Genomic DNA, 22647 nt, shown 5'->3' with positions numbered 1-22647 from the left:
GTGCCGGTCGCCGGCAGAGTGTTGCCACTCCCCGCTGCCCCTCGACTTGCATGTGTTAAGCCTGTCGCTAGCGTTCATCCTGAGCCAGGATCAAACTCTTCATGATAATAAAAATCTTTACTTTTTTGTTCTTCCTGTCCCGGTTTAATTCGCGCGCTAATGACAACGTGTGTCATCAAAAGCGCCGCTCGCTTTTTGTCACTTCAATATCTTTAAGAACTCGTCTGTCTATCTACCGGCTCCCGCCTTTTTTAGTGGCGAAAGCGGATGCAAAGATAACACCTTTCACCCATTCCCTCCAAATCTTTTTCCACTTTTTTTCAAACTTTTTTCCGGCTTTCCCGTTATATCTCTCTTCACCCGGTGTCAATCCATTTTCCTCTGAAAACGGCGACAAAGATATAATTTCATCCTCTTTTTTTCCAAATTTTTTCACCCCAATTTTTAATAAAAATTCACCTCCCAACGCATCGACCTGCTTTTCAATCGTTTGGAAATAAAAAATGGCTTTTCCCCACCTGACACGGGATATGGCAATGGTATCGCCCTGTTCTCCCTCCCCGGAAACATCTGAAATTTCAGACTGTAAATTAGAAGTATTCTATGATTTAGTGATTTAATGATTACGTGATTAAGAGATTAAGAGATTGGGGAAAATTTACAATTCGGACTCTATACTTACGATTTAAAGGGACAAGCTCAAAACTCAGTCATAAAATGACGTATCCACAAGGTTATCCCGCAACTTATTTAATCCCGCACGAGCTAAAGGCGAATCTTTAAATCGCGTTTCGAATGTTTTCTCATCCAATTGAAGCCATTGCTCCTTTGTCCATTCCATGATCTCTTTTCCGGGTTGAAACTCAACTACCTCATTAAATATTCCTTTCCGGTTCCAAGGACAAACCTCCTGGCAAATGTCACACCCGAATACACGCAAACCCATTTTCTGCCGAACAAAATCCGGGATTTCCCCCTTGTTCTCTATTGTATGATAAGAAATACACCGTCGCGCATCCAAGGAATAGGCCGTTAATGCTCCCGTAGGACAAGCCTCCACGCAACGATTGCAATTCCCACAAAAACGACTTTCGAAAGAGGAAGAATAGGTATCAAACTCCAGATTCGAAATAATTACCCCGATAAAACAAAAAGAGCCCCACTTCCGGTGAATAAGCAAGGTATTCTTACCGATCCAACCTAACCCGGCCCTCCTGGCCCATTCATGTTCGAATACCGGAGCGGAATCGACAAACACGCGTCCATTCACGGACCTATTCGCCTCTTCTTTTAATAAAGCAAACAACCGATGCAATCGTTCCTTCAAAACAAAATGATAGTCTTTACCATAGGCATAACGGGCAAAGACCGGAGTCCCTTCAGCCTGTCGACGGCACGGATAATAATTGGTCAGCGTGACAATTACCGAACGGGCTCCTTCAACCAACAACCGCGGATCACCTCTCTTTTCAATATTATTTGCCATGTAGGACATCCCGCCATGCTTTCCTTCTCCAAGCCATTCAAGTAAACGTTCCTTTTCCCGCGGCAAGGCCCCTGCCAGAGCTACACCGCAAGCATCGAAACCGGTCTCTTTCGCGTATTTCTCCAATGTCGAAGAAGATAAAACCATATAACTACTTATTAAAACAAAGAGAGTGTTTAACCACCCTCTTTCCATATCTTTCGAATAAATCAGATCCCGAATCCCAACTCCAATTTAGCCACCTCACTCATTTTCTCCGGTCCCCAAGGCGGGTCGAATACCAAATTAACGGTAACCTCTTCTATACCGTCTATCGTCATAACGACATCATGTACCTCCTGAACGATTTGATCGGCAATAGGGCATCCCGGGGCCGTTAAAGTCATAGTTACGATCACCTCATCTTTTTTCGGAAATTCAATACCGTATACTAACCCTAACTCCCAAATATTTACCGGAACTTCCGGATCATATACGGTCATCAACTTCTCTATCACCAAATCTTCCATTAAACTTTTTCCCATAATCCCCCGATTTTACGCCTTCGAATAAGCTAAAGCATAATACTTAATCTGTTTGATCATAGACAACAATCCATTCGAACGGGTCGGTGAAAGATGCTGTGTCAAACCGATTTGATCGATAAAACTCAAGTCCGCATCCACAATATCCTTCGGACGCTGCCCGGAAAAAACCCGCACCAACAAACCTGCAATCCCCTTGGTTATGATCGCATCGCTATCGGCCACAAAGTAAAGCTTGTCCTCCTTCATTTCCGCGTGAAACCATACCCTCGATTGGCATCCCTTAATCAGGTTATCATCTGTTTTACAAGCCTCATTCATAGACTCCATTCCCGTGCCGATCTCAATCAGATAAGCATACTTATCCATCCAATCATCGTACATGGAAAACTCTTCTACGATCTGATGCTCTATCTCTTCTATTGTCATTTGATCCTCTTATTTACCTATTCTCTGTTTACATTACAAATGTATTAAAAAACGGAAAATATACTACATCCGGAAAAGTTTTTCCACCTTTTTCACTCCCTCGCACAGCCTATCGATCTCTTCCCTCGTATTATACATTCCGATAGAAGCCCTTACCATCCCGGTAACATCATAATGCTGCATCACCGGCTCGGCACATAGCTGTCCCGTCCGCACAGCAATTCCCATCTTATCTAACAAGGTTCCCATATCAAAATGATGAATCCCCTCGATTCCAAAAGAAATGACAGAAGATTTTTCAGGTGCTTCCCCGTATAATCTGATATTCGGAATTTCCCGCATACGCTCCATGGCATATCGCAATAATTCATGTTCATAAGGGGCAATCTGGGCCAAACCCACGGAATCCACATATTTAATAGCCTCTCCCAATCCTATTATTCCTATAAAATCAGGAGTTCCCGCCTCAAATTTAAAAGGAAGATCATTGTAGGTCGTTTTTTCAAAACGCACCTCCTTGATCATCTCTCCTCCCCCTTGCCAAGGTGGTAGTACTTCCAACAGATTCTTTTTCCCGTACAAAACACCGACTCCGGTCGGCCCGTATATCTTATGACCGGAAAATACAAAGAAATCGCAATCCAAGTCCTGCACATCAACCGGAATATGTTGTACGGCCTGTGCCCCGTCGACCAGCACGTAAGCACCGAAACCGCGAGCCGCTTCTATTATCCGCCGTACCGGATTTACCGTACCCAATACGTTTGAAACATAGGCTACCGCTACCAACTTCACCCGTTCACTCAACAGGGCCGAAAAAGCCTGCATATCCAGCTCTCCGTTATCCTTGAAAGGAACGACCTTCAACACGGCCTTTTTCCGGTCACACAACATCTGCCAAGGTACGATATTGGCATGATGCTCCATTTCCGTAACCAATATCTCGTCACCTTCATGAATAAAAGCTTCCCCGAAAGAGTGAGCCACCAGATTAATACTCTCCGTTGTTCCCCGGGTAAAAATCACCTCTTCCACAAAAGCCGCATGGATAAACTCCCGAACGATCTCCCGCGCTTCCTCATTCGCATCCGTACATTTATTACTTAAAAAATGTACTCCCCGATGCACGTTCGAATTATAACGGAGATAGTACTCGGTCATCTTTTCCACGACACTACGAGGTCGCTGCGAAGTCGCACCGTTGTCTAAGTAGACCAGAGGTTTACCGTAAACTTTCTCTTCGAGTATCGGAAAGTCTTCTCTTATTTTACAGACATCCAACATAATCCCCCTATTTTTTACAATGCATCACGCAATTGTGACATTTTGTTAACTCTCCTCTTAACCTCTTTTCAACCAATTCATCTATCTTTTCTCTCAAAGGCTCCAGCTTCACTCGTCTTACAATCTCGTGAGCAAAACCGAACATCATCATCATGCGCGCCTCAGCCGCACCGATTCCCCGCGAGCGTAAATAAAACATAGCCTCTTCATCAATCTGCCCCACCGTAGCACCATGACTGCATTTCACATCGTCGGCATCAATTACCAACTGAGGTTTCGTATTTACTTGTGCCGTATCCGTCAACAACAGATTGTTATTAGCCTGGTAAGCTTCTGTTTGCTGCGCGTCGGGACGAACCGTAATTCTTCCCGCGAAATTAGCCACGGCAGCATCATCCAATACTCCTTTAAAATGCTCATTACTCGTACAACGAGGAGCCATATGATCAATCGACGTGAAATTATCCACATGCTGCTTTTTATCCGAAAGATACATCCCGTACAGATTACATTCACATCCCTCTTCGGTTAAAGCTGCAAACAAATTATTCCGGATAAAACCTCCGTATAAAGAAATAACATTTGCATCATAGCGGGAATTACGTTTTTGCGAAACAAAAACGCTATTGATCTGAGATGCTTCTATATGCTGATTCTGAACATGATAATACTCGAAAGCGGCGTTTTCCCCCACAACGACCTCGGTCGTATTATTGGAAAGAAAAGAATCATCCGACAAGGTATGATCGCAAACCAAAACCGTTGCCTTAGCCTCCCTACCGATGATCACCAAATTACGCTGGAACGACATCAGATCCGCATTAGCCCGCATCAGATTAACCACCTGCAAAGGCTTATCCATTATCACCCGATCCGGAACATAAACAAAGATTCCGTCCTGCGCAAAAGCCGTGTTCAACGAAATCAAACTATCGTTTTCGCCCGGTTTCGCGTATTGATTATAATGGGTTTCAAACAACTCTTTATGCTTTCGACTCGCTTCGGACAGACTGCAAACAACAACTCCTTCCGGTAGCTCCAGCTTACCGTTACCATCGAAGAACCAACCATTTATAGTCAAGACCAGATTCGTATTCAAGTCTGGAACATTACATTGAAAAATCTCTCCGAGATCCACTCCCTGCTTTATATTTTTCAACACGACTTTATAATCCCGGTCAAAAACAGGAAGCAAGTTCGAATAAAGGTAATCTTCTGTCTTATACGGAATCCCTCCGATGGTTTCGAAACGACGAAAAGCCTCTTCCCGGTACCGATTCATAATCTCTCCGCACCCCTCCCTCAACAAATTCCGTCCCTCCTGAAAAAGAGCCTTAAAATCATTATTTATTTTCTCTATTTTTTCCATTCCCAGTAATTTGCATTTATTTTAGTCCCCATTCCGGAAGACGTCGTGTTCCACGTCTATTTAGACTCTTCAATCTCTTTCTTTATCCAATCGTAACCGTGTTTTTCCAACTCCGCAACCAATTCCTTCCCGGCCGTTTTTACAATACGGCCGTCATACAACACGTGTACTACATCCGGTATGATATAATCCAATAAACGTTGATAGTGTGTAATCACAATAGTCGAATTATCCGGCCGCTTCAATTTGTTCACCCCATTAGCAACAATTCTCAAGGCATCTATATCCAATCCGGAATCCGTCTCATCCAAAATCGCCAATTTGGGTTCTAAAACCGCCATTTGAAAAATCTCGTTTTTTTTCTTTTCGCCTCCCGAAAAACCTTCATTCAAAGAACGATTCAATAACTTACTATCAATTCCCACCAACGCCATCTTCTCTCGAATCATCTTTAAAAAATCCCCGGCAGGGTAAAGCGGAAGCCCTTCGTACTTGCGATGCTCGTTTACGGCTGTCTTCAAGAAATTCACCGTACTCACTCCAGGGATTTCCACCGGGTATTGAAAACTTAAAAATATACCTTCACGAGCCCGGTCTTCCGCCGGCAACTCTAACAAATTCTTACCGTTAAACCAAATCTCTCCCTTGGTAACCTCGAAACACTCCCGTCCGGTCAACACGGCCGACAAGGTACTCTTTCCCGCCCCGTTAGGTCCCATGATAGCATGCACCTCTCCCTTCTTAACGTCCAAGTTGATTCCCTTCAATATCTCTTTTCCGTCTATAACGGCATGTAAATCTCTTATCTTTAATAATTCTTCCATAATCTTAGCTTTTTATCGATCCCGTAATTCCCTTTTTTAAATCACCCAATCACTTAATCTCTCAATCACTTAATCTCTCAATTATTATATTCTTATCCGACGCTACCGGCTAAACTGATCTGCAACAACTTTTGTGCTTCCACCGCAAATTCCATGGGCATTTTGTTGATAACATCCCCCGCGTAACCCTTAATAATCAACCCGATCGCATCCTCGGTAGATATGCCGCGCTGATTACAGTAAAATATCTGATCTTCACCTATCTTGGATGTCGTCGCTTCATGTTCCACTTGCGCTGTCGGATTAGCGACCTCCAGGTACGGGAATGTATGTGCCCCGCACTTATCGCCCAACAACAAGGAATCGCATTGAGAAAAATTCCGGGCATTCTGACAACTCTTTACCACCTTCACCTTTCCCCGGTATGAATTAGAACTATACCCCGCAGATATACCTTTCGACACGATACGACTACGGGTATTATTTCCGATATGAATCATTTTAGTTCCGGTGTCTGCCTGTTGGTAATTATTGGTTACGGCCACGGAATAGAATTCACTCACGGAACCGTCCCCTTTCAGTATGGTACTCGGATATTTCCAGGTAATAGCCGATCCGGTTTCCACCTGCGCCCAAATCAACTTGGAATTATCACCCTTACAAATCCCCCGTTTCGTCACGAAATTATAAATTCCCCCTTTGCCGTTCTTGTCACCCGGATACCAGTTCTGCACCGTACTGTACTTTACCTCGGCATTCTTCTCCACAACAATCTCGACGATAGCGGCATGCAACTGATTCTCATCTCGTTGTGGCGCCGTACATCCCTCCAAATAACTCACGTAGCTCTCTTCCTCCGCCACAATCAACGTACGTTCGAACTGTCCGGTTTTTGCCGCGTTGATCCGGAAGTAGGTAGATAACTCCATCGGACAACGTACCCCCTTGGGAATATAAACAAACGAACCGTCGCTAAAAACCGCCGAATTCAAAGCCGCAAAAAAATTGTCATTGTAAGGCACAACCGACCCCAAATAACGTTTGATCAGATCCGGATGATCTTTCACCGCTTCAGAAAACGAACTAAAGATCACCCCCCGTTCGGCCAACGCTTCCTTAAACGTCGTTTTGACGGAAACACTGTCCATAACGGCATCCACCGCTACTCCCGAAAGCGTTTTTTGTTCGTCCAACGGAATACCCAACTTGTCAAAAGTGGCTTTCAACTCCGGATCCACATCATCCCATGATTTCTTCTCCTCTTTCTTAGGAGCCGCGTAATAAACAATATCCTGATAATTTATAGAAGGTATATCCAATTTTGCCCAGGTCGGCATCTTCATTGTCAACCAATGGCGGTAAGCTTTCAATCGGAATTCAAGTAACCAGTCCGGCTCCCCCTTCTTTTCCGATATCAACCGAATGACCTCCTCATTCAACCCTTTCCCGATCATTTCGGTTTCCACATCAGAAACAAAACCATATTTATATTCACCCTCGGTTACCTCATTCAATATCTCGTCTTGTTCTTTAGCCATAACTTTACATAATATGAAAAAATAAAAATGGAGAATTGAAAATCATCCACTTCACCAATCCGTGCAAAAGTACAAAAAAATCTCACCCGCCCAACCGGATCGGAGTAGATAATATCTATTACGTGATAAATGTATATTATGGTTCAAAATCGACTCTTTTGTTTATTGCGTCATTCATCATTTTAAACTACTTTTGTTGAAACAAAATTTATGACATGAGCGAGAAAAAGCCACTGACTCAGCTCTCCACTTTAGGGGAATTCGGGTTGATCCGACACTTGACAAAAGATATAAAATTAAACAATCCGTCTACTATAAAGGGAGTAGGAGACGATGCCGCTGTCTTAGATTACAAAGACAAAAAAGTTTTAGTGAGTACCGATATGCTGATCGAAGGTGTACACTTCGACCTCACCTATACCCCGCTCAAGCATCTGGGGTACAAATCAGTAGCAACGAACGCCAGCGACATATTCGCCATGAACGGTACTCCCCGACAAATCACGGTCTCACTGGCCCTTTCCAATCGTTTTTCTTTGGAAGCGGTCGAAGAGTTATACGCCGGTATATATTTAGCCTGTGAACATTACGGGATAGATTTGGTAGGTGGAGATACGACCTCCTCCAAGACAGGCATGTGCATCAGCATCACCGTCATCGGAGAGGCTGAAGAGAACGATATCGTTTACCGGAACACGGCCAAAGAAAACGATCTGATTTGCGTCAGCGGTGATTTAGGAGCAGCTTACATGGGACTCCAGTTATTGGAACGGGAAAAAACCGTATACAACGGGAATCCGGAAGCACAGCCCGATTTTACCGGTTACGAATACATACTGGAAAGACAGCTGAAGCCGGAAGCCAGAGGAGATATCATTCGCCTGCTAAAAGAAAAGAATATCAGACCTACCGCCATGATGGATATTTCCGACGGGCTCTCGTCGGAGATATTACATATCTGTCATGACTCAGGTGTCGGCTGCCGGATATACGAAGAGAAAATTCCCATCGACTACCAAACTTATAAAATGGCGGAAGAGTTAAATATGAATGCCACGGTCTGCGCCCTTTCCGGAGGAGAAGACTACGAACTCCTATTTACCGTACCGCTGAAATACCTGGACACATTAACCACGCTCGAAGACATCAGCATTATCGGGCACACTTGTAAAACCGAAGAGGGATATACCCTTGTCACCCGGGACGGGAACGAATTCGAGTTAAAGGCGCAAGGATGGACCAATTTCAATACAACAGAAAAATAATTGAATCGACATGTCCGAACTAAAAGATATTTTAAGCGAAATAGAGCAACACAGTAGAAACGGCAACCGGAAAGAGTTATCCGCTTTATTAAAAAGAAGCATTCCGGAAAGACTGAATTATTACCACGAAAGCCAAGAGATCACCCGCCAGGAAGCATTTGCGGACATGCTGTATAAAACGCTTCTGCTCGAACTGGACGAGGAAGAAGAAGAGAGCATAGAGATGGCCGAATTGGCCTATTTAAGCATGAGCGAAAGCATCAACGGCCTCCCGGAAAAGATGTACGAAAGCGTCAAAAAACGCGTTATCCTTTTACACTATTTCGCCGACTATTTTACCGATAGCCTGATCGAACTTTTTTTAAAAAAATACAGAAAAGATAATCTTTTGATGGCCAGGAATCTGGCATTAGAGTCCATCGCCCGCATGCAACTCTCCGATCTGTTCTACATAGAACAACATTTCGGGGAGCGAATCGACAGAGATGAACAGTTAAACGATGTTTTCAATGCCATTGAAATCGCACCGAATCTTTCCGAGGAAGAATTAAAGGAAGCTGACCTGATGCACAAGGTCCTGTATGCCTATTTGAAAGTAAAATATAAAAAACAGAGTTAAAAAAAGCGCCGTTCGGGTTGAACAGCGCTTCATTCATCAATCTTCTGAATTAAATCTTCTTTCCCTGTGATATCTCTGGCCTCTTGAATCGCCGCCCTCTTCTTTGGGTCTGGCTTTTTTTACAACAATTTTTCTTCCTTTAAATTCTGTTTCATTGAGGGCATTGATAGCGTTGAAACCTTCCGTCTCATCCTCCATTTCAACAAATCCAAAACATTTAGAATTTCCAGTTTCTCGATCCGTAATTACTTTAGCTGAAGAAACGGTTCCGTGCTCTGAAAAAAGAGCTTGCAAGTCCTCTCCGGTGGTAGTGGAACTTAGCTTTGCAACAAAAATATTCACAATAAAAAAATTAAAATTAATAATACATGTAGAAGGTTACGTAGAGATATATCTTTGGTTTCAACGATACAAAACTATTTTCTTCTATCGGGACAAATATAACTAATTTATTAATAATCAAAAAGAATATTATATTTTGTTGCCTTATAAAAAAATATTTTTCCCGCTTTTTCCTTTTTTTCCACAAAACACTTGCAAATTCACGAATTTCCATTACTTTTGCACCCGTTAATGATGGTGCCATAGCTCAGTCGGTAGAGCAAAGGACTGAAAATCCTTGTGTCCCCGGTTCGATTCCTGGTGGCACCACTGAAACAGAGAGAGTTACAAAAGTAACTCTCTTTTTTTTATTAACGATTGTAGATCAGGAATGAAAGTTTTTAATTTGCAATTTAACTTTATAATGATTGGAATTCGGTAAATGGGATGTTTTATGGCTGCTTGATAGCACTTTAACCCCGTCCCCAAGTGTTACCCAAAAGTTATTTCTGCGGAAAGGCTACCTGAAAACCTCTACGCGGGAAATTACAAAAAGGGCCGATGCCGGTTTGGGTGATATATACAACTATTTTTCCAATACCTTACCTGCCCGGTAAAGATTCATGACATAAACAATCAAAGGATTATCCGAGTATTGCTGAGCTTCACGCAAAGCAAGGGACAAAAGAGCTTTCCCTTCCCGTTCCTCACCCGTCTTGATTTGATAGACACCATAATAAATATCCGAAACGATCCGATAAGGGACATAAATGGAAGAACGGATAACGCTATATTCCGAAGCCAGACGACGAGCTTCTTGCAGGTAAAAGAGAGACTCCGTCAAACGGCTCTCCGAGAAAACGAGCGAACTCAGATTCATTAAAACGGTGATTTTATAAGATGCATAACCAACGGAATCCACCAGAAACAGTCGCTCGTAAATTTGTAACGCTTCTTTATAACACCTTTCAGCATCCTTCTTATCATTCATCTCTAAATTAACCGTTGCCAAATTTGCCCATATTTCGGCATGAACGGATTCATCCTCCGAACCATATTTTCTTTCTAAAATCTTTCCATTCAGAGCCGTTTCCAAATAATCCTTTGCCGTTTTCCACTCTTTCTTATACATATATATCCCTCCCAGCCGGGAAAGAATCCGCATATAATCTTCCGCTTTTAACGAAACATCCTCTCCTTGAAGCAAACACAGGTCTCCGGCCTCTTTATAATAAACAAGGGCATTCTCCGCATCTCCCATGACCAATGCCACCTCTGCTCCTAAAAAACAGACATCGGACAGAAGCGAAGTATAGCTCAACATATCAGACTCATACAATAATTTTCCATGCTGCAACAACTCCGGTATAATCTCTTGAACACCCTCCACATCCTTTTCTTTATATAAAAAAGACGCAAGATCCCGCTCACACGCAACAAGCACCCCGAAATGGCTTTCTTTACCGCATACCAACAACTTTTTCAAAACCTCTCCGATTTTCCGGTAATACTCGTCCGATTTGAGCCAATCGTTTTTCCCCGCGTACAACCTACCCATAAAACAAAGACTCTCCGTGTAAAAGGCGGAATAACCGGAAGGATTTTTTTCATAAAGATTCCGGGCCACAATCTCCCATTGTTGAAATAAGGGTAAAGCTTTATCCCATTGACGGGATAAAGTGAACCACCGGATAGTATAGTCCATCGCTTTCCGTAAAGGTTCGTATCCGGATTCATCTTCTTCAGCCATCTTTCCCCGGATATTAATCAACTTATACACGTAGGAATTCATCTCCTCGTATGCTTTTTCCCGGAGCAAGAGAGACATCAACATTTCATACAAATTTGACAATCCGGTTCGATAACATCCGGAAGTAAATTCCGGCAACTTCTCACCTATTCTGATCTCTTCCCGATACATTTGTACTCTTTCATCGTTCCCCCTCCCTTTTAAAAACATCTGGATATCAATAAGATCAGCCAATGCAGACGATTTCTCCGCATCATCCCGGATACGATACAAATCCCGTATCAACTTTTTCCGCAAAACAGCAGCTCTCTTTTTTTTCCCTACACTCTCATTCAAAAACATCTGTAATGCATATAATTTAACCGTTTCAACAGGTGTCCGAGCTAATTTCGATGCACGCTTAGCTTCCGCAAAAGCCTCTTCCATATTTTTTTGTTCAGCCAGGGCATAGGCATATTGAAAAGCGTTCTCGTAACTTTTCTTATCGGAAAAAACCAATATTCGGTAAATTGCTAAAGCCTTATCCCTATACTTTTTTTCTCCCGTAAAAAGACAGAGCATTGCATAACGATGTAATATTTTCACGTCCGAAAGTGCAAATTTTCCTTTTACCTCCTCGATTTTTTTTATAACCGGTTCTTTTTCATAAACACGAAGAGCACTCGGTATATCCCCTTTTATGAAAAGATCGTAGGCCTCCCGTTCTGTATCACTTAACTCTTTTATTTCCCGAGAAGCCCAAAAAGAAGAATACCTGCTCAATAAAAACCGACAACTTTCCATTTCACGCCCCAAAACTATCAACCTTAACTGTCTCTCCTCTTCCGTGATCCGATGCAAAAGCGCCAAAGAATCAATTTTTCCTTTTTCTTCGGAATATCTCTTACTATTATACAGACTACCTACCCGATACAGTTTTTCTTTTAACAAAATGGCTTGCTCGGCCGGCACCACGTTACCTTCCAAGGTATCGGTAAAAATACCATTCTCCCCACACTCCCCTTCTTGAACACTTACGAATAATAACAACAAAAACAAAAAAAAGCTTCTCATAGCAATATTAAAGATACTGTAATATAACCGGTTATAATTATACCTTCACGAACCTTCCCATGATACAATAAATAGCCATTTCCACCGTAAATTTTAAGACACGATCTCAGGACCCTCCACTCCTACTGGAAAATCCAGACATGGAAAATGCAGGACGTTAACCATCCGTCCTGCAAACCAATCCACTATCGTCAAACTTAAAAAATCATCTTAACATACCCCGAGCAACCTCGTCAGCAGCCTTTTGAGACACGATTTCCCGCAACACCGTCAACCCGAAATCCAAGGCAAAAGCCGGTCCTTTACCTGTTACGATACGTCCGTCAACGACAACCCCGTCCGCAACAACATCCGCGTTGACCAGGTATTTTTCGAATCCCGGATAGGTCGTCATCCTATATTTTCTATCGGTTTTCAGCTTACTCAAAACCAAAGCCGGCGCTGCACAGATAGCCGCAACACGTCCGCCCTGGTCGAAATGATCTTGCAATAATTGAATCAACCGAGGGGAATTCGATAAGTTTTGCGCCCCGGGAAGACCTCCGGGAAAGATCAGGCATGCCGCATCTTCTTCCGCCACTTGACGCAATACGACATCCGCTTCCATCGACACGCCATGAGCACCTCTCACGTTCAATTGATCCGAGACGGATACAATCTTTATATCGACACCTCCTCGACGCAACACGTCGACAATTGCAATCGCTTCCATCTCCTCAAAACCTTCCGCCAAAAAAAGAAATGATCTTTTCATAATTCTCTTGTATTATAGTTCAACTTTTCAAATTTACAAAAAAAAGATGACTTTAATAGCATATTCCGTTTTTATACCGAATTTAATCTTTCGTCCTTCACTCCCCAACCAACGTGTAGAGAAATTCCACAGTGTGGAACGAGTATTCCTCACTTTTTTAATTATACGTACCAATACAAAAATATATAACAACATGTATATCAACATCATAATAAAAATATAGTATTTTGGCACACCCCTTGTGCTAAGAAAAACAGCACGAATAAATGTAAACTTAAAAATTAACAATCATGAAAAAGATTTTTTTATCAATCGGAATATTCTCTCTGTTATTCCTCGGCAGTTGTGTTGAGAGCTCGCAAAAATACAAAACCCTGGTCGCCAAATACGACTCGTTAAACACAGTTAACACGAATCAGAATGCAGAGATGGAGAATATACTCTCCGGCTTAAACGAGATCACGGCAGGAATGCAATCTATTCGCGAAGCAGAACATCTTTTGGCATTGGAATCGGCTAAAGACCAAAAAACAAACACAACCAAAGAGCAAATAACCAAATTAAAAGACGATATCAACGCTCTCTCTGGAGCAATCAGTACCTACAAGGATCAGATTGCCAAGTTGGAAAAACAAAATAAAAGTCAATCGGCCCAATTCAAGAAGCTAATTGCCGGCTTGAACGAAGAACTGGATCAAAGTAAAACTAAAGTACAGGAAATGACTCGTTTATTGGCAGAGAAAGAAAAGGAACTGGGCATAAAGAATCAACAAATTGCAGAGTTAAACCAAAATGTTTCCAATCTACAGGAAGAGTCTACCTCTCAAAAAGAAACCATTTCAAAACAAGATGCCGATATTCACACGGGACATTACCTGATCGGCAGCAGAAAAAACTTGAAAGCAGCTAACGTTATTTCACGTCAGGGAATCTTCTGTCCGCCGATCGTCTCCACTCAGGCTCAGAATGCAAGATTTGAGAACATCGACATCCGTGAAACGAAATCAATCGCACTGAACTCTAAAAAAGCAAAAATACTATCCGCTCATCCGGCCAAATCATACACTTTAGAAGCCGATGAAAACGGAATGCAAAAATTAAACATCAACGACGAAAACGCTTTCTGGAAACAAACGAAATATCTGGTTGTAATGATTTCAGAATAACACTTCACACATAATCAACACACACGACGGTAGATGTCCGGAAAATTTTTCCGGACATCTTTTTATTCTATTTTACCATTCAACACGGAATAATCTCTAACAAAAATCCGTACCTTAGCGACAAACTTTTAAGTAATCTCATTTTTGCCTCCAGAGTCTTTTTTTCTCCGGGACAATTATTAAAACATTGCAAATATGATATTCAAAAAAAGCAACGGTTTACAACCTATGAAAGATTTCAAAAGCCTTTCATTCGAAGAAAAATTACAGGTATACAGACGTTTAGGTTGTACTGTTCCTCCCCGGAAAATCATAAAAAACGCGGAACAGATTCAAGGTATAAAAAAGAGTGCCGAAATAAATACGGCGGTATTGGATCATGTGTCACAACATATCAGAGCGGGAATATCCACGGAAGAGATAAATTCCATGGTACACGATTTTACAGTTGCTCATGGAGCAGTTCCGGCACCCTTGAATTACGAGGGATTCCCCAAAAGTGTCTGTACCTCCATTAACGATGAAGTGTGTCACGGAATCCCCGATAAAGATATCATCTTGCAAGAGGGAGATATTATCAACGTAGATGTCTCCACTATCTTAAACGGTTATTTTTCGGATGCCTCCCGCATGTTCATGATCGGAAAGGTCGATAAGAAATTACAACGATTGGTAAAGGTGACCAAAGAGTGTTTGGAAATAGGCATAGCCGCTGCCAAGCCCTGGGGATTTTTAGGAGATATAGGAGCCGCCATTCAGGCACATGCCGAAGGCAACGGTTATTCCGTAGTTCGCGATTTTTGCGGACACGGGGTAGGTTTACAGTTTCATGAAAAACCGGAAGTGGAACATATCGGTAAACCAGGAACGGGCATGGTATTGGTTCCCGGAATGATATTTACCATCGAACCGATGATCAATATGGGTTCCCATGAAATCTTTATCGATGAAGACAACGGATGGACGGCTTTGACGGAAGACGGTTTAGCGTCAGCCCAATGGGAAAACACGATCCTAATAACAGAAACAGGAGTTGAAATTCTTACTTGGTAAGTAAAAATAACCGAATCCCCACCGTTTCTATATACTTATTCGCACCGGACTCCTGAAGAGTTTCGGGAAAAGTTAAAGTATAGAATTTATTTAAATATAACTAATTAATAATAAGCAACATAAAAACAACTTTTTATTTCACTTATCACATTGAGCTTATTATGAGATCATTTGACCTCTTTTCATACATTTAAAACACTCAAAGCTGATACTTTTGTATAAATCAAAAGGTGCAAAATCGGTTATGAATACAAACCTATGTAATCAAAAGGATTGTTCATATTACAATTCTCAAATCGTTAATGGATTTGAATTATACAAAATTCCGGCTAATCAAACTATTCTCCGTAAAGGCAATCAGAACTCACATTCACTTTTTTTTATATTATCCGGAAATGTTTCTCTTTCGTTAAGTACCCATCCGACCCTCATTTTCGAAAAAGGAAATCTACAATTAATCCCCAAGGGATATTCCGTTACTTTCCAAACCGGAAACGAAGAGTGTGAAATTCTTATTCATCGCTTTACCGGTCTCGAAATATATTGCAAACAGATTAATCTGGCTTCAATAAATCAAAACAATCGTTTTGATTATAGGTTCCAACCTTTTCCGATAGAATCCCATCTGTTAAAATTCCTCGAATACATCCGCTATTCTTTGGACTCAGACGCCTTTTGTCAATTGGTGAATGAATCATCCAGAAAAGTTTTGATCTCCATATTCATCCAACATTATTCTAAAGAAGCTATTTATCAAATTTTCTATCCTATTATGGGAAGAAATGAAAATTTCAGGTCTTTAGTCATTCAAAACTATCACAAGGTAAATAGCATTCCTGACTTCGCCAAAGAAACAGGTTGCAGTTTATCTACTTTTAAACGAAAGTTCAAAACCACTTTCGGAGAATCTGCTTACAAATGGTTACAAACCCAGAGAGCCAAAGAGGTGGAGGCCTATTTACAAGATATAAGAATTGATTTCGCAGATATTATTGAAGAATTTCGATTTACTTCACACAAAGCATTATATCATTTTTGCAGGATGTATTTAGATGCGAGTCCCTCGGAGATCCGTAAAAAAGCTACGTCATTTTCGAAACAGGAACAAGTGAAATAGATCCTTTTGAAGAGACATTAAAAGTAAGCCAATCAGGGGTTGATTTATATTATTTTTAATGTAATCAGGTGTTGGGGTCGCAAGCAATTACCAGTAATGTTGCACCCCACGCCTGTTCAAAATAGAGATCCCCTTACGATCGATTTTTTTGAAAAAAATCTCCTCGATAACCATTCATTTACCTGATCTGCCATTCGGGTATGAGAATTATATATACTTTTGTGATTGAAATACTCCACAAAGCGTATGAGGCCCGAAACCACTATTTCTCCGTTAGTCGACCTGTTACAACAATACAAATTATTGCAACAGGAATACGAGTACGAGAAAGAGCTATTTTTTCAACATACTCAGCATGCCGGAATAATAAAAAAAATCCGGCAAGGAGTGTGCTGGCATCCTGTAACTATCTGCAAAAGTCATTACAATCCACTGAATCAATTTATTATAGAAATCAAGCGAAAAGAGGGAGAGGTGACCGAACACGCTTTTGAATACGGTCGCCCCGTTTGTTTCTTTAAATCGGATCCCGTGACGGGACGACTTCATTACTTCGGCTTTACGGGAATCATCAGTTATGTGCAAGAAAACACCATGTCGGTCGTTATGCCTCATTCCAACGTACTTCTTGATCTGCAAGGCGACCATACGTTAGGGGTACAACTCTGCTTTGACGGGACTTCATATAAAACCATGTTCTCCGCCTTAAAGGAGGTTATGGAAGCTAAAAACAATCGCTTAGCCCACCTGAGAGAAGTCATTTTAGGAAATATTCCCTCTCAATACAAAGAGATAGCGGACACCCATTTTTTTTGGTTAAACCGATCTCAGGAAAAAGCTGTCAACCGGGTCATCTGCGCGAAAGAGATCGCGATCGTACACGGACCTCCCGGAACAGGAAAAACAACGACCTTGGTAGAAGCTATTTATGAAACGTTACGACGGGAAAATCAAGTTCTTGTATGCGCTCAAAGCAACACGGCAGTAGACTGGATATCCGAAAAATTATTGGACCGGGGAGTAAATGTCATGCGTATAGGGAATCCGACACGGGTAAACGAAAAGATGCTTTCCTTCACCTATGAACGGAGATTCGCATCACATCCTGCCTACCCTGCCCTGTATAATACACGAAAAAACATCCGGGATATCATTACACAAATTAAGAAGACCAAAGGGGATAAAAGAGGGACACTTCTATCCCGTCTACGCCAGTTAAAGGAAAAAGCCATTGAATTGGAGATTCGCATAGAAAAACAACTTTTCGGAGAAGCACGTGTCATAGCCTGTACTCTTGTAGGATCGGCCAATAAAACATTAAACGGAAAAAGATTCTCAACCCTCTTCATTGATGAGGCCGGTCAAGCATTAGAAGCCGCTTGCTGGATCGCCATCGCTAAAGCCGAAAGGGTCATTTTAGCGGGGGACCACTACCAACTTCCCCCCACGATAAAATGTTATGAAGCAGCTTGTCAAGGACTAAACAGAACTCTTCTACAAAAAATCATCCAGCGAAAACCAGAGACCATCTCCATGTTGGAAATTCAATACCGTATGCACGAAGAGATCATGCGCTTCCCCTCTTTCTGGTTTTATCATAACCGTTTAAAAGCGGCTCCCGAGGTTTCACAACGAAATATCCTCGCGTGGGATACTCCTATCGTCTGGTACAATACGGCATCTTGTGCATTTACGGAAACTCCGGTCTCGGAGACTTTCGGACGCATCAATAAACCGGAAGCGGAACTATTGGTCAAAATACTTCAAAAGTACATAGAAGAGATCGGTATCGAACGGGTCATTGACGAACGTATCGATTTCGGACTTATATCACCCTACCGGGTACAAGTCCAATACCTGAGGCAACTTATCAAAAAAAATCGTTTTTTTATACCGATCCGAAAATTATTGACCATCCATACCGTGGACGGCTTCCAGGGACAAGAGAGAGATGTCATACTGATTAGTCTCGTCCGAGCCAACGAAAGAGGTGAGATCGGATTCTTAAACGATCTCCGTCGAATGAATGTCGCCATCACGCGTGCCAGAATGAAGCTAATGATCATAGGAGACTCCTCCACCTTAACCTGTCATCCGTTTTACAAGGCGCTGTACAAATATATTGCAGAAACCGGAAAGGTAACCGAGATTTTGAAGCCGGAATAGCATTTCTCCTTTTCTGTTGAAAGAAGCGATCACATTGCTGGCAAACAGCATATTCCAATATAGTTCCGAGAATCCCCCCTATTCCATCTCGGTCTTCATGACATTCAACCAAGACTCAATCCGCTGGTCCCGATTCCCCTTTTGTTCGTTCTCCTCAATACCTGTTCAATGCCGCAGGACAAAAATAAGAGACAAGGATGTTCCCGCAACTCCCCATTGGCAGTAAAAAACCGACTCTCCCCACGAATGGCGAACAGTTGTAAAAATAGATCCGTGAATACTCTTAAAATGCGGTAAGATTTTATGTTTATTTACTTTTTTTTCTATCTTGCATCACAATAGATTGTATAACCACTTATTCAAAAAATTATGAGCAAAAAGGAAAAAAGCATTGAATTATTAAACAAAGCCGTTGCAGATGAATTAGTTGCCGTTCATCAATACATGTATTTTCATTTCCGTTGTGACGACATGGGGTATGATTTACTATCCGGCCTATTCAAACGCACGGCCATTCAAGAGATGATGCACGTAGAGCAATTAGCTGAACGTATTCTTTTTCTAAAAGGAGAAGTTGAAATGAAACCTGCCTCGGACATCAAGCATATTCACGATCCGAAAGAGATGTTGGAAACGGCAACGATGATGGAAGAAGGCAGCGTGAATGACTACAATAAATGGGCGAACGAATGTGCTGCCAACGCGGACTCCGTATCTAAAAAATTATTTGAAGCCTTGGTTGCGGAAGAAGAAGTACACCAGGATCAATACGAAACGGAATTAGATAATCTCGGTAAATTCGGGGCAAATTATCTGGCACTACAATCCATTGAACGCAGCAAGAGCGTAGCAACCGGAGCCCAACCTGCCGGAGAATAAAAACAGAAGACTTGGAGCACTGCCTGAACACAAAATTGGACAGTGCTTTTTGTTTTCAAGAAACTTTTTTTTGTTTTTCTTCCGGTCGAATCCATAAACGCAAGGCTTGATCATAGGTAACATAGCTCCACATCCAATTGATAAAAATAAACAAACGATTCTTCACGCCTACAATACTCATCAAATGAACGAACAACCATAACATCCAGGCCATTGCTCCGCTAAAACGTATTTTATTCAATTCCACCACGGCAGAATTACGCCCGATCGTTGCCATTGCCCCTTTATTCCTATACTTGAACTCCTGTAAAGGACGTCCGGCGAGAATACGATACAGGTTCTTAGCCAATAAACGGGCTTGTTGTATTGCCGGTTGAACAACCTGAGGATGTCCGTGGGGGTTGCCTGAAGTAATCATTATAGCCGTGTCTCCTATTGCAAAAATATCTCCCATTCCCTTTACCCGACTAAATTCGTCCACGATCAAACGATAGCCCTTTCCATACGTATCAGGGGAAAAACCTTTTAATCCGTTCGCTTTCACTCCGGCTACCCAAAATACATTGCACGTTTCAATCGCTTCCCCATTTACAAAAGTCAATGCCTTACCGTCATACTCCTTCACCAAAGCATTTAAACGTATTTCAACTCCCTTATCCTTCAAATACCGTTCCGCATAATCGGAAGACCCGGGGGTAAAAGCTCCCAACAGGCGATCCGCCCCGTCAACTAAAATAATCCGCATCCTATTTACATCCAAATCCGGATAATCCGAAGGAAAAACGAACCTCTTCATTTCGGCCAAAGCTCCGGCCAACTCTACCCCGGTAGCTCCCCCTCCGACAATGACGAAAGTCAATAAACGCCCTTGTTCTCTCTCATCCTCACTATTCAAAGCCCTTTCAAAACTCTCAATGATTTTATTCCGATCGAACAATGCTTCGGAAGTATTTTTCAATTGCATGGTAAGATCTCCCAATTCCTGGTTTCCGAAAAAATTAGTCCGGCTCCCGGTAGCAATGACTAAATAATCGTAATCGATAAAACCGATCGAAGTCAATAAGCGATTTTCATCCGGAAGAACCTCCTCTGCCCGACATACTCGAATATGAAAATTTTTCCGGCGTTTAAAAATCCGGCGAAAAGGAAAAGAGATTTCACTCGGCTCAATAGCCGACGTGGCTACCTGATACAAAAGAGGTTGAAACAAATGGTAATTGTTTTGATCAATCAATATGATTTGAAATTTTTCATCATCCAACTCCCTGGCTAATTTCAAACCGCCGAACCCGCCACCGACAATCACCACTCTTTTTTTTGTTCCCTTTTCCGGAATATGACTCATTTTCTCCATACTTATCATTTTTATACAATATACGTATCGGAATAAAAAAAGTCACGGGTGCCCGAATATTTATTCTCTTCTCTTACAATCTCTTCTTCCCAAACGGGACATTACCACATGCCAGAATCATGAACAGAGATTGTTTCATACTTTTAAGTACAGCCGGAAGCGACAGGAAACATGTCATTCCATAAACAAAACGCCTGTAAGGTCGGATAATCCTTACAGGCGTTAACTATAATTATTAATTTCACTTATCGCACGACGAAAGAAATTTATACTTTCCGGTATTTTTATTAAAATCGGTACGCAATTCCCAAAGAAGGAGAGAACGCTGTGGATTTATACTTTCCGGAGAATACATCTTTCTGCCCGGGAATAACCACATTCTGAGAAGTATAATTTCCATGGCGGCTGAATCCCTGAATGTACAAAAAGGCAAAATCGATTTCCAGGTTTTTGTAAGGAGAAAAAGTCAATCCGGCAGAGAGGCCCAACTTATTCATTCCCGGAGTCTCCGGATTGTAGTGATTTTTCCGTATCGGGCTTTGATCGTAATAAATTCCGGCACGCAAATCCAAACGATCCGTTGTTTTATACTTAGCTCCTATCCGGTATATCATGGTGTTCTTGTAATTCTTTTGTGCTTTAATGGGTTTAATTCCCAGCTCCGCTTCGTTGAAATAGACATTCAGGGAGTCATAGGCCTGCCATCCCACATATTGTAAATCCAATGCCAACTCCCAACGATCGGTAGGACGATAGCTAACGCCTAACGTCGTGTTGGAAGGCAAGGGAAGCTCGGCATGAAAAGTACCTTGATCGTATTTAGGAATAGACAGGTCCGGAACAATAGCTCCCAATTGTCCTAATAGATTTTCAATATTCTGGTTTGCATAAGTTAATTCGGCCTCACCCTCCTTTACTCTCATTTCAATTTTCGAGCGATAGGAGAACCCTATCGTCACTTTTTCACAAGGCTCATACATCACCCCTACATTAAAACCAACCCGCACATGAGCTTTTCCGTCCAAACGAGCATAAGCCGGCGGAACTTTAGTTCCCTTTATCAACTGTACAATCGTCTCTTTCTGTTCATCGGGAATAGGGAGAGGAGCACTCTCTATCATCTTTCCGACGGTCTGAAATTCATTAACACTCAATAAAGCACGCGAAAGATTTACCTCGCCAAAAGCTAACTGCAAGCCAAAACCCACACTTAAACCATCCATAATTTTATAAGACAAAGTAGGTTGAATTACATAAGCTTTTAAACTTATATCCTGAATCAAATTGGCACCTAACCAGTTTTTAGGCCACTTCAAAGAGTTTCCGTAAGGAGTATTGAAAGCGATACCCGCAGCTAAATTATCATAAATCCGGAATCCGGCATAAGCATATATCGGGGTACTGACAGGATTATCCGTTTTAACAGAATACCCATCCGATGAATATTTCGCTTGCGCCATGACAGCCGACATTCCAATCGATAGATCTACGGCCTGATTCATAAAAACCAACCCTGCCGGATTAAAATGCATACTTTCAGCCCCTAACTTCATCGCCACCCCCACGTGCCCCATTCCCGTCTGCTTAGTGCTTAACAAATTGACCTGAAAGCCTTCAGCAAAAGAAGACAAACTACATATACATACGAATACGAATACAAAAAATTTTTTCATGCTAATCTATTTTACATTAAAAC

Annotated in this window: 21 protein-coding genes, 1 tRNA gene and 1 rRNA gene; 9 read left to right on the top strand and 14 right to left on the bottom strand. The window is 41.9% G+C overall.

From position 1 onward, the window contains the following. From BN3283_RS14605 to sufB, 9 genes are all read right to left on the bottom strand, one after another. Positions 1-106 (bottom strand): 16S ribosomal RNA (locus tag BN3283_RS14605); the annotation flags it as partial. A 126-nt stretch (positions 107-232) separates the two neighbouring features. Further along, positions 233-436: a hypothetical protein gene (locus tag BN3283_RS02350; RefSeq protein ID WP_146216431.1), complete on the bottom strand. Its 204-nt coding sequence runs from the start codon at positions 434-436 to the stop codon at positions 233-235. Positions 437-706: 270 nt separating this feature from the next. Further along, positions 707-1633 (bottom strand): tRNA epoxyqueuosine(34) reductase QueG, encoded by a 927-nt coding sequence (queG, locus tag BN3283_RS02345; protein ID WP_059025512.1) that lies wholly within the window; start codon positions 1631-1633, stop codon positions 707-709. A 62-nt stretch (positions 1634-1695) separates the two neighbouring features. Next, positions 1696-2010: a metal-sulfur cluster assembly factor gene (locus tag BN3283_RS02340; RefSeq protein WP_041502236.1), complete on the bottom strand. Its 315-nt coding sequence runs from the start codon at positions 2008-2010 to the stop codon at positions 1696-1698. A 12-nt stretch (positions 2011-2022) separates the two neighbouring features. Then, a complete protein-coding gene (locus BN3283_RS02335; RefSeq protein ID WP_041502237.1) occupies positions 2023-2439 on the bottom strand; it encodes a SufE family protein in 417 nt (138 codons plus the stop codon). Positions 2440-2502: 63 nt separating this feature from the next. Further along, positions 2503-3723, bottom strand: coding sequence for an aminotransferase class V-fold PLP-dependent enzyme (locus BN3283_RS02330; RefSeq protein ID WP_059025511.1), 1221 nt, complete (start codon positions 3721-3723; stop codon positions 2503-2505). A 7-nt stretch (positions 3724-3730) separates the two neighbouring features. Beyond that, positions 3731-5092: a Fe-S cluster assembly protein SufD gene (gene sufD, locus BN3283_RS02325; RefSeq protein WP_059025510.1), complete on the bottom strand. Its 1362-nt coding sequence runs from the start codon at positions 5090-5092 to the stop codon at positions 3731-3733. Between the two features lie 56 nt (positions 5093-5148). After that, entirely contained in the window at positions 5149-5916 is a 768-nt protein-coding gene (sufC, locus tag BN3283_RS02320) for a Fe-S cluster assembly ATPase SufC (RefSeq protein ID WP_059025509.1), read from the bottom strand. A 92-nt stretch (positions 5917-6008) separates the two neighbouring features. Further along, positions 6009-7454 carry a Fe-S cluster assembly protein SufB gene (gene sufB / locus BN3283_RS02315; protein ID WP_041502241.1) on the bottom strand — a complete coding sequence of 482 codons (1446 nt, stop codon included), beginning with the start codon at positions 7452-7454 and terminating at the stop codon, positions 6009-6011. Positions 7455-7669: 215 nt separating this feature from the next. Between sufB and thiL the strand changes: the two genes are divergently transcribed. Further along, a complete protein-coding gene (thiL, locus tag BN3283_RS02310) occupies positions 7670-8719 on the top strand; it encodes a thiamine-phosphate kinase (protein WP_059025508.1) in 1050 nt (349 codons plus the stop codon). A gap of 10 nt (positions 8720-8729) precedes the next feature. Further along, on the top strand, positions 8730-9338 hold the full coding sequence (locus BN3283_RS02305; RefSeq protein WP_059025507.1) for a hypothetical protein: 609 nt from the start codon (positions 8730-8732) through the stop codon (positions 9336-9338). A 36-nt stretch (positions 9339-9374) separates the two neighbouring features. Here BN3283_RS02305 and rbp read toward each other — a convergent pair whose 3' ends face one another. After that, positions 9375-9680, bottom strand: coding sequence for an RNA-binding regulator (gene rbp / locus BN3283_RS02300; RefSeq protein WP_041502244.1), 306 nt, complete (start codon positions 9678-9680; stop codon positions 9375-9377). Between the two features lie 236 nt (positions 9681-9916). Here rbp and BN3283_RS02290 point away from each other — a divergent pair. Together BN3283_RS02290 and BN3283_RS14735 are read left to right on the top strand one after the other, a co-directional pair. Continuing rightward, positions 9917-9989, top strand: a tRNA-Phe gene (locus BN3283_RS02290). 98 nt (positions 9990-10087) lie between these two features. Next, positions 10088-10276 carry a TetR/AcrR family transcriptional regulator gene (locus BN3283_RS14735; protein ID WP_082667044.1) on the top strand — a complete coding sequence of 63 codons (189 nt, stop codon included), beginning with the start codon at positions 10088-10090 and terminating at the stop codon, positions 10274-10276. On the opposite strand, the gene BN3283_RS02285 is transcribed toward BN3283_RS14735, so the two are convergent. Both BN3283_RS02285 and BN3283_RS02280 read right to left on the bottom strand, forming a co-directional pair. Next, the gene (locus BN3283_RS02285) at positions 10246-12462 is read right to left on the bottom strand and encodes a tetratricopeptide repeat protein (protein WP_059025505.1); all 2217 of its coding nucleotides are present in this window, start codon (positions 12460-12462) and stop codon (positions 10246-10248) included. The genes BN3283_RS14735 and BN3283_RS02285 overlap by 31 nt on opposite strands. Before the next feature lie 205 nt (positions 12463-12667). Further along, complete coding sequence (locus tag BN3283_RS02280; RefSeq protein ID WP_059025504.1) at positions 12668-13216, bottom strand: DJ-1 family glyoxalase III; 549 nt, start codon at positions 13214-13216, stop codon at positions 12668-12670. 290 nt (positions 13217-13506) lie between these two features. Between BN3283_RS02280 and BN3283_RS02275 the strand changes: the two genes are divergently transcribed. The 5 genes from BN3283_RS02275 to BN3283_RS02255 all read left to right on the top strand — a co-directional run bounded on the left by BN3283_RS02275 (position 13507) and on the right by BN3283_RS02255 (position 19597). Further along, the gene (locus tag BN3283_RS02275) at positions 13507-14382 is read left to right on the top strand and encodes a Cbp1 family collagen-binding glycoprotein adhesin (RefSeq protein WP_041502254.1); all 876 of its coding nucleotides are present in this window, start codon (positions 13507-13509) and stop codon (positions 14380-14382) included. 228 nt (positions 14383-14610) lie between these two features. Then, a complete protein-coding gene (map, locus tag BN3283_RS02270; RefSeq protein ID WP_041502481.1) occupies positions 14611-15435 on the top strand; it encodes a type I methionyl aminopeptidase in 825 nt (274 codons plus the stop codon). A 244-nt stretch (positions 15436-15679) separates the two neighbouring features. After that, positions 15680-16552 (top strand): helix-turn-helix domain-containing protein, encoded by an 873-nt coding sequence (locus BN3283_RS02265; protein WP_041502255.1) that lies wholly within the window; start codon positions 15680-15682, stop codon positions 16550-16552. Positions 16553-16798: 246 nt separating this feature from the next. Further along, positions 16799-18718 (top strand): AAA domain-containing protein, encoded by a 1920-nt coding sequence (locus BN3283_RS02260; protein WP_059025503.1) that lies wholly within the window; start codon positions 16799-16801, stop codon positions 18716-18718. Positions 18719-19087: 369 nt separating this feature from the next. After that, positions 19088-19597 carry a bacterioferritin gene (locus BN3283_RS02255; protein WP_041502257.1) on the top strand — a complete coding sequence of 170 codons (510 nt, stop codon included), beginning with the start codon at positions 19088-19090 and terminating at the stop codon, positions 19595-19597. Positions 19598-19652: 55 nt separating this feature from the next. On the opposite strand, the gene BN3283_RS02250 is transcribed toward BN3283_RS02255, so the two are convergent. Beyond that, positions 19653-20951, bottom strand: a complete 1299-nt coding sequence (locus tag BN3283_RS02250; protein ID WP_059025502.1) for an NAD(P)/FAD-dependent oxidoreductase — start codon at positions 20949-20951, stop codon at positions 19653-19655. Positions 20952-21238: 287 nt separating this feature from the next. Beyond that, complete coding sequence (locus tag BN3283_RS02245; protein ID WP_059025501.1) at positions 21239-22624, bottom strand: OmpP1/FadL family transporter; 1386 nt, start codon at positions 22622-22624, stop codon at positions 21239-21241. Positions 22625-22647 lie beyond the last annotated feature (23 nt).

It is taken from the genome of Gabonibacter massiliensis (genome assembly GCA_001487125.1).
Classification (GTDB): Bacteria; Bacteroidota; Bacteroidia; order Bacteroidales; family Marinifilaceae; genus Gabonibacter; species Gabonibacter massiliensis.
Note: the sequence above shows the minus strand (reverse complement) of the source record. Positions and strands in the feature narration are given on the sequence as shown.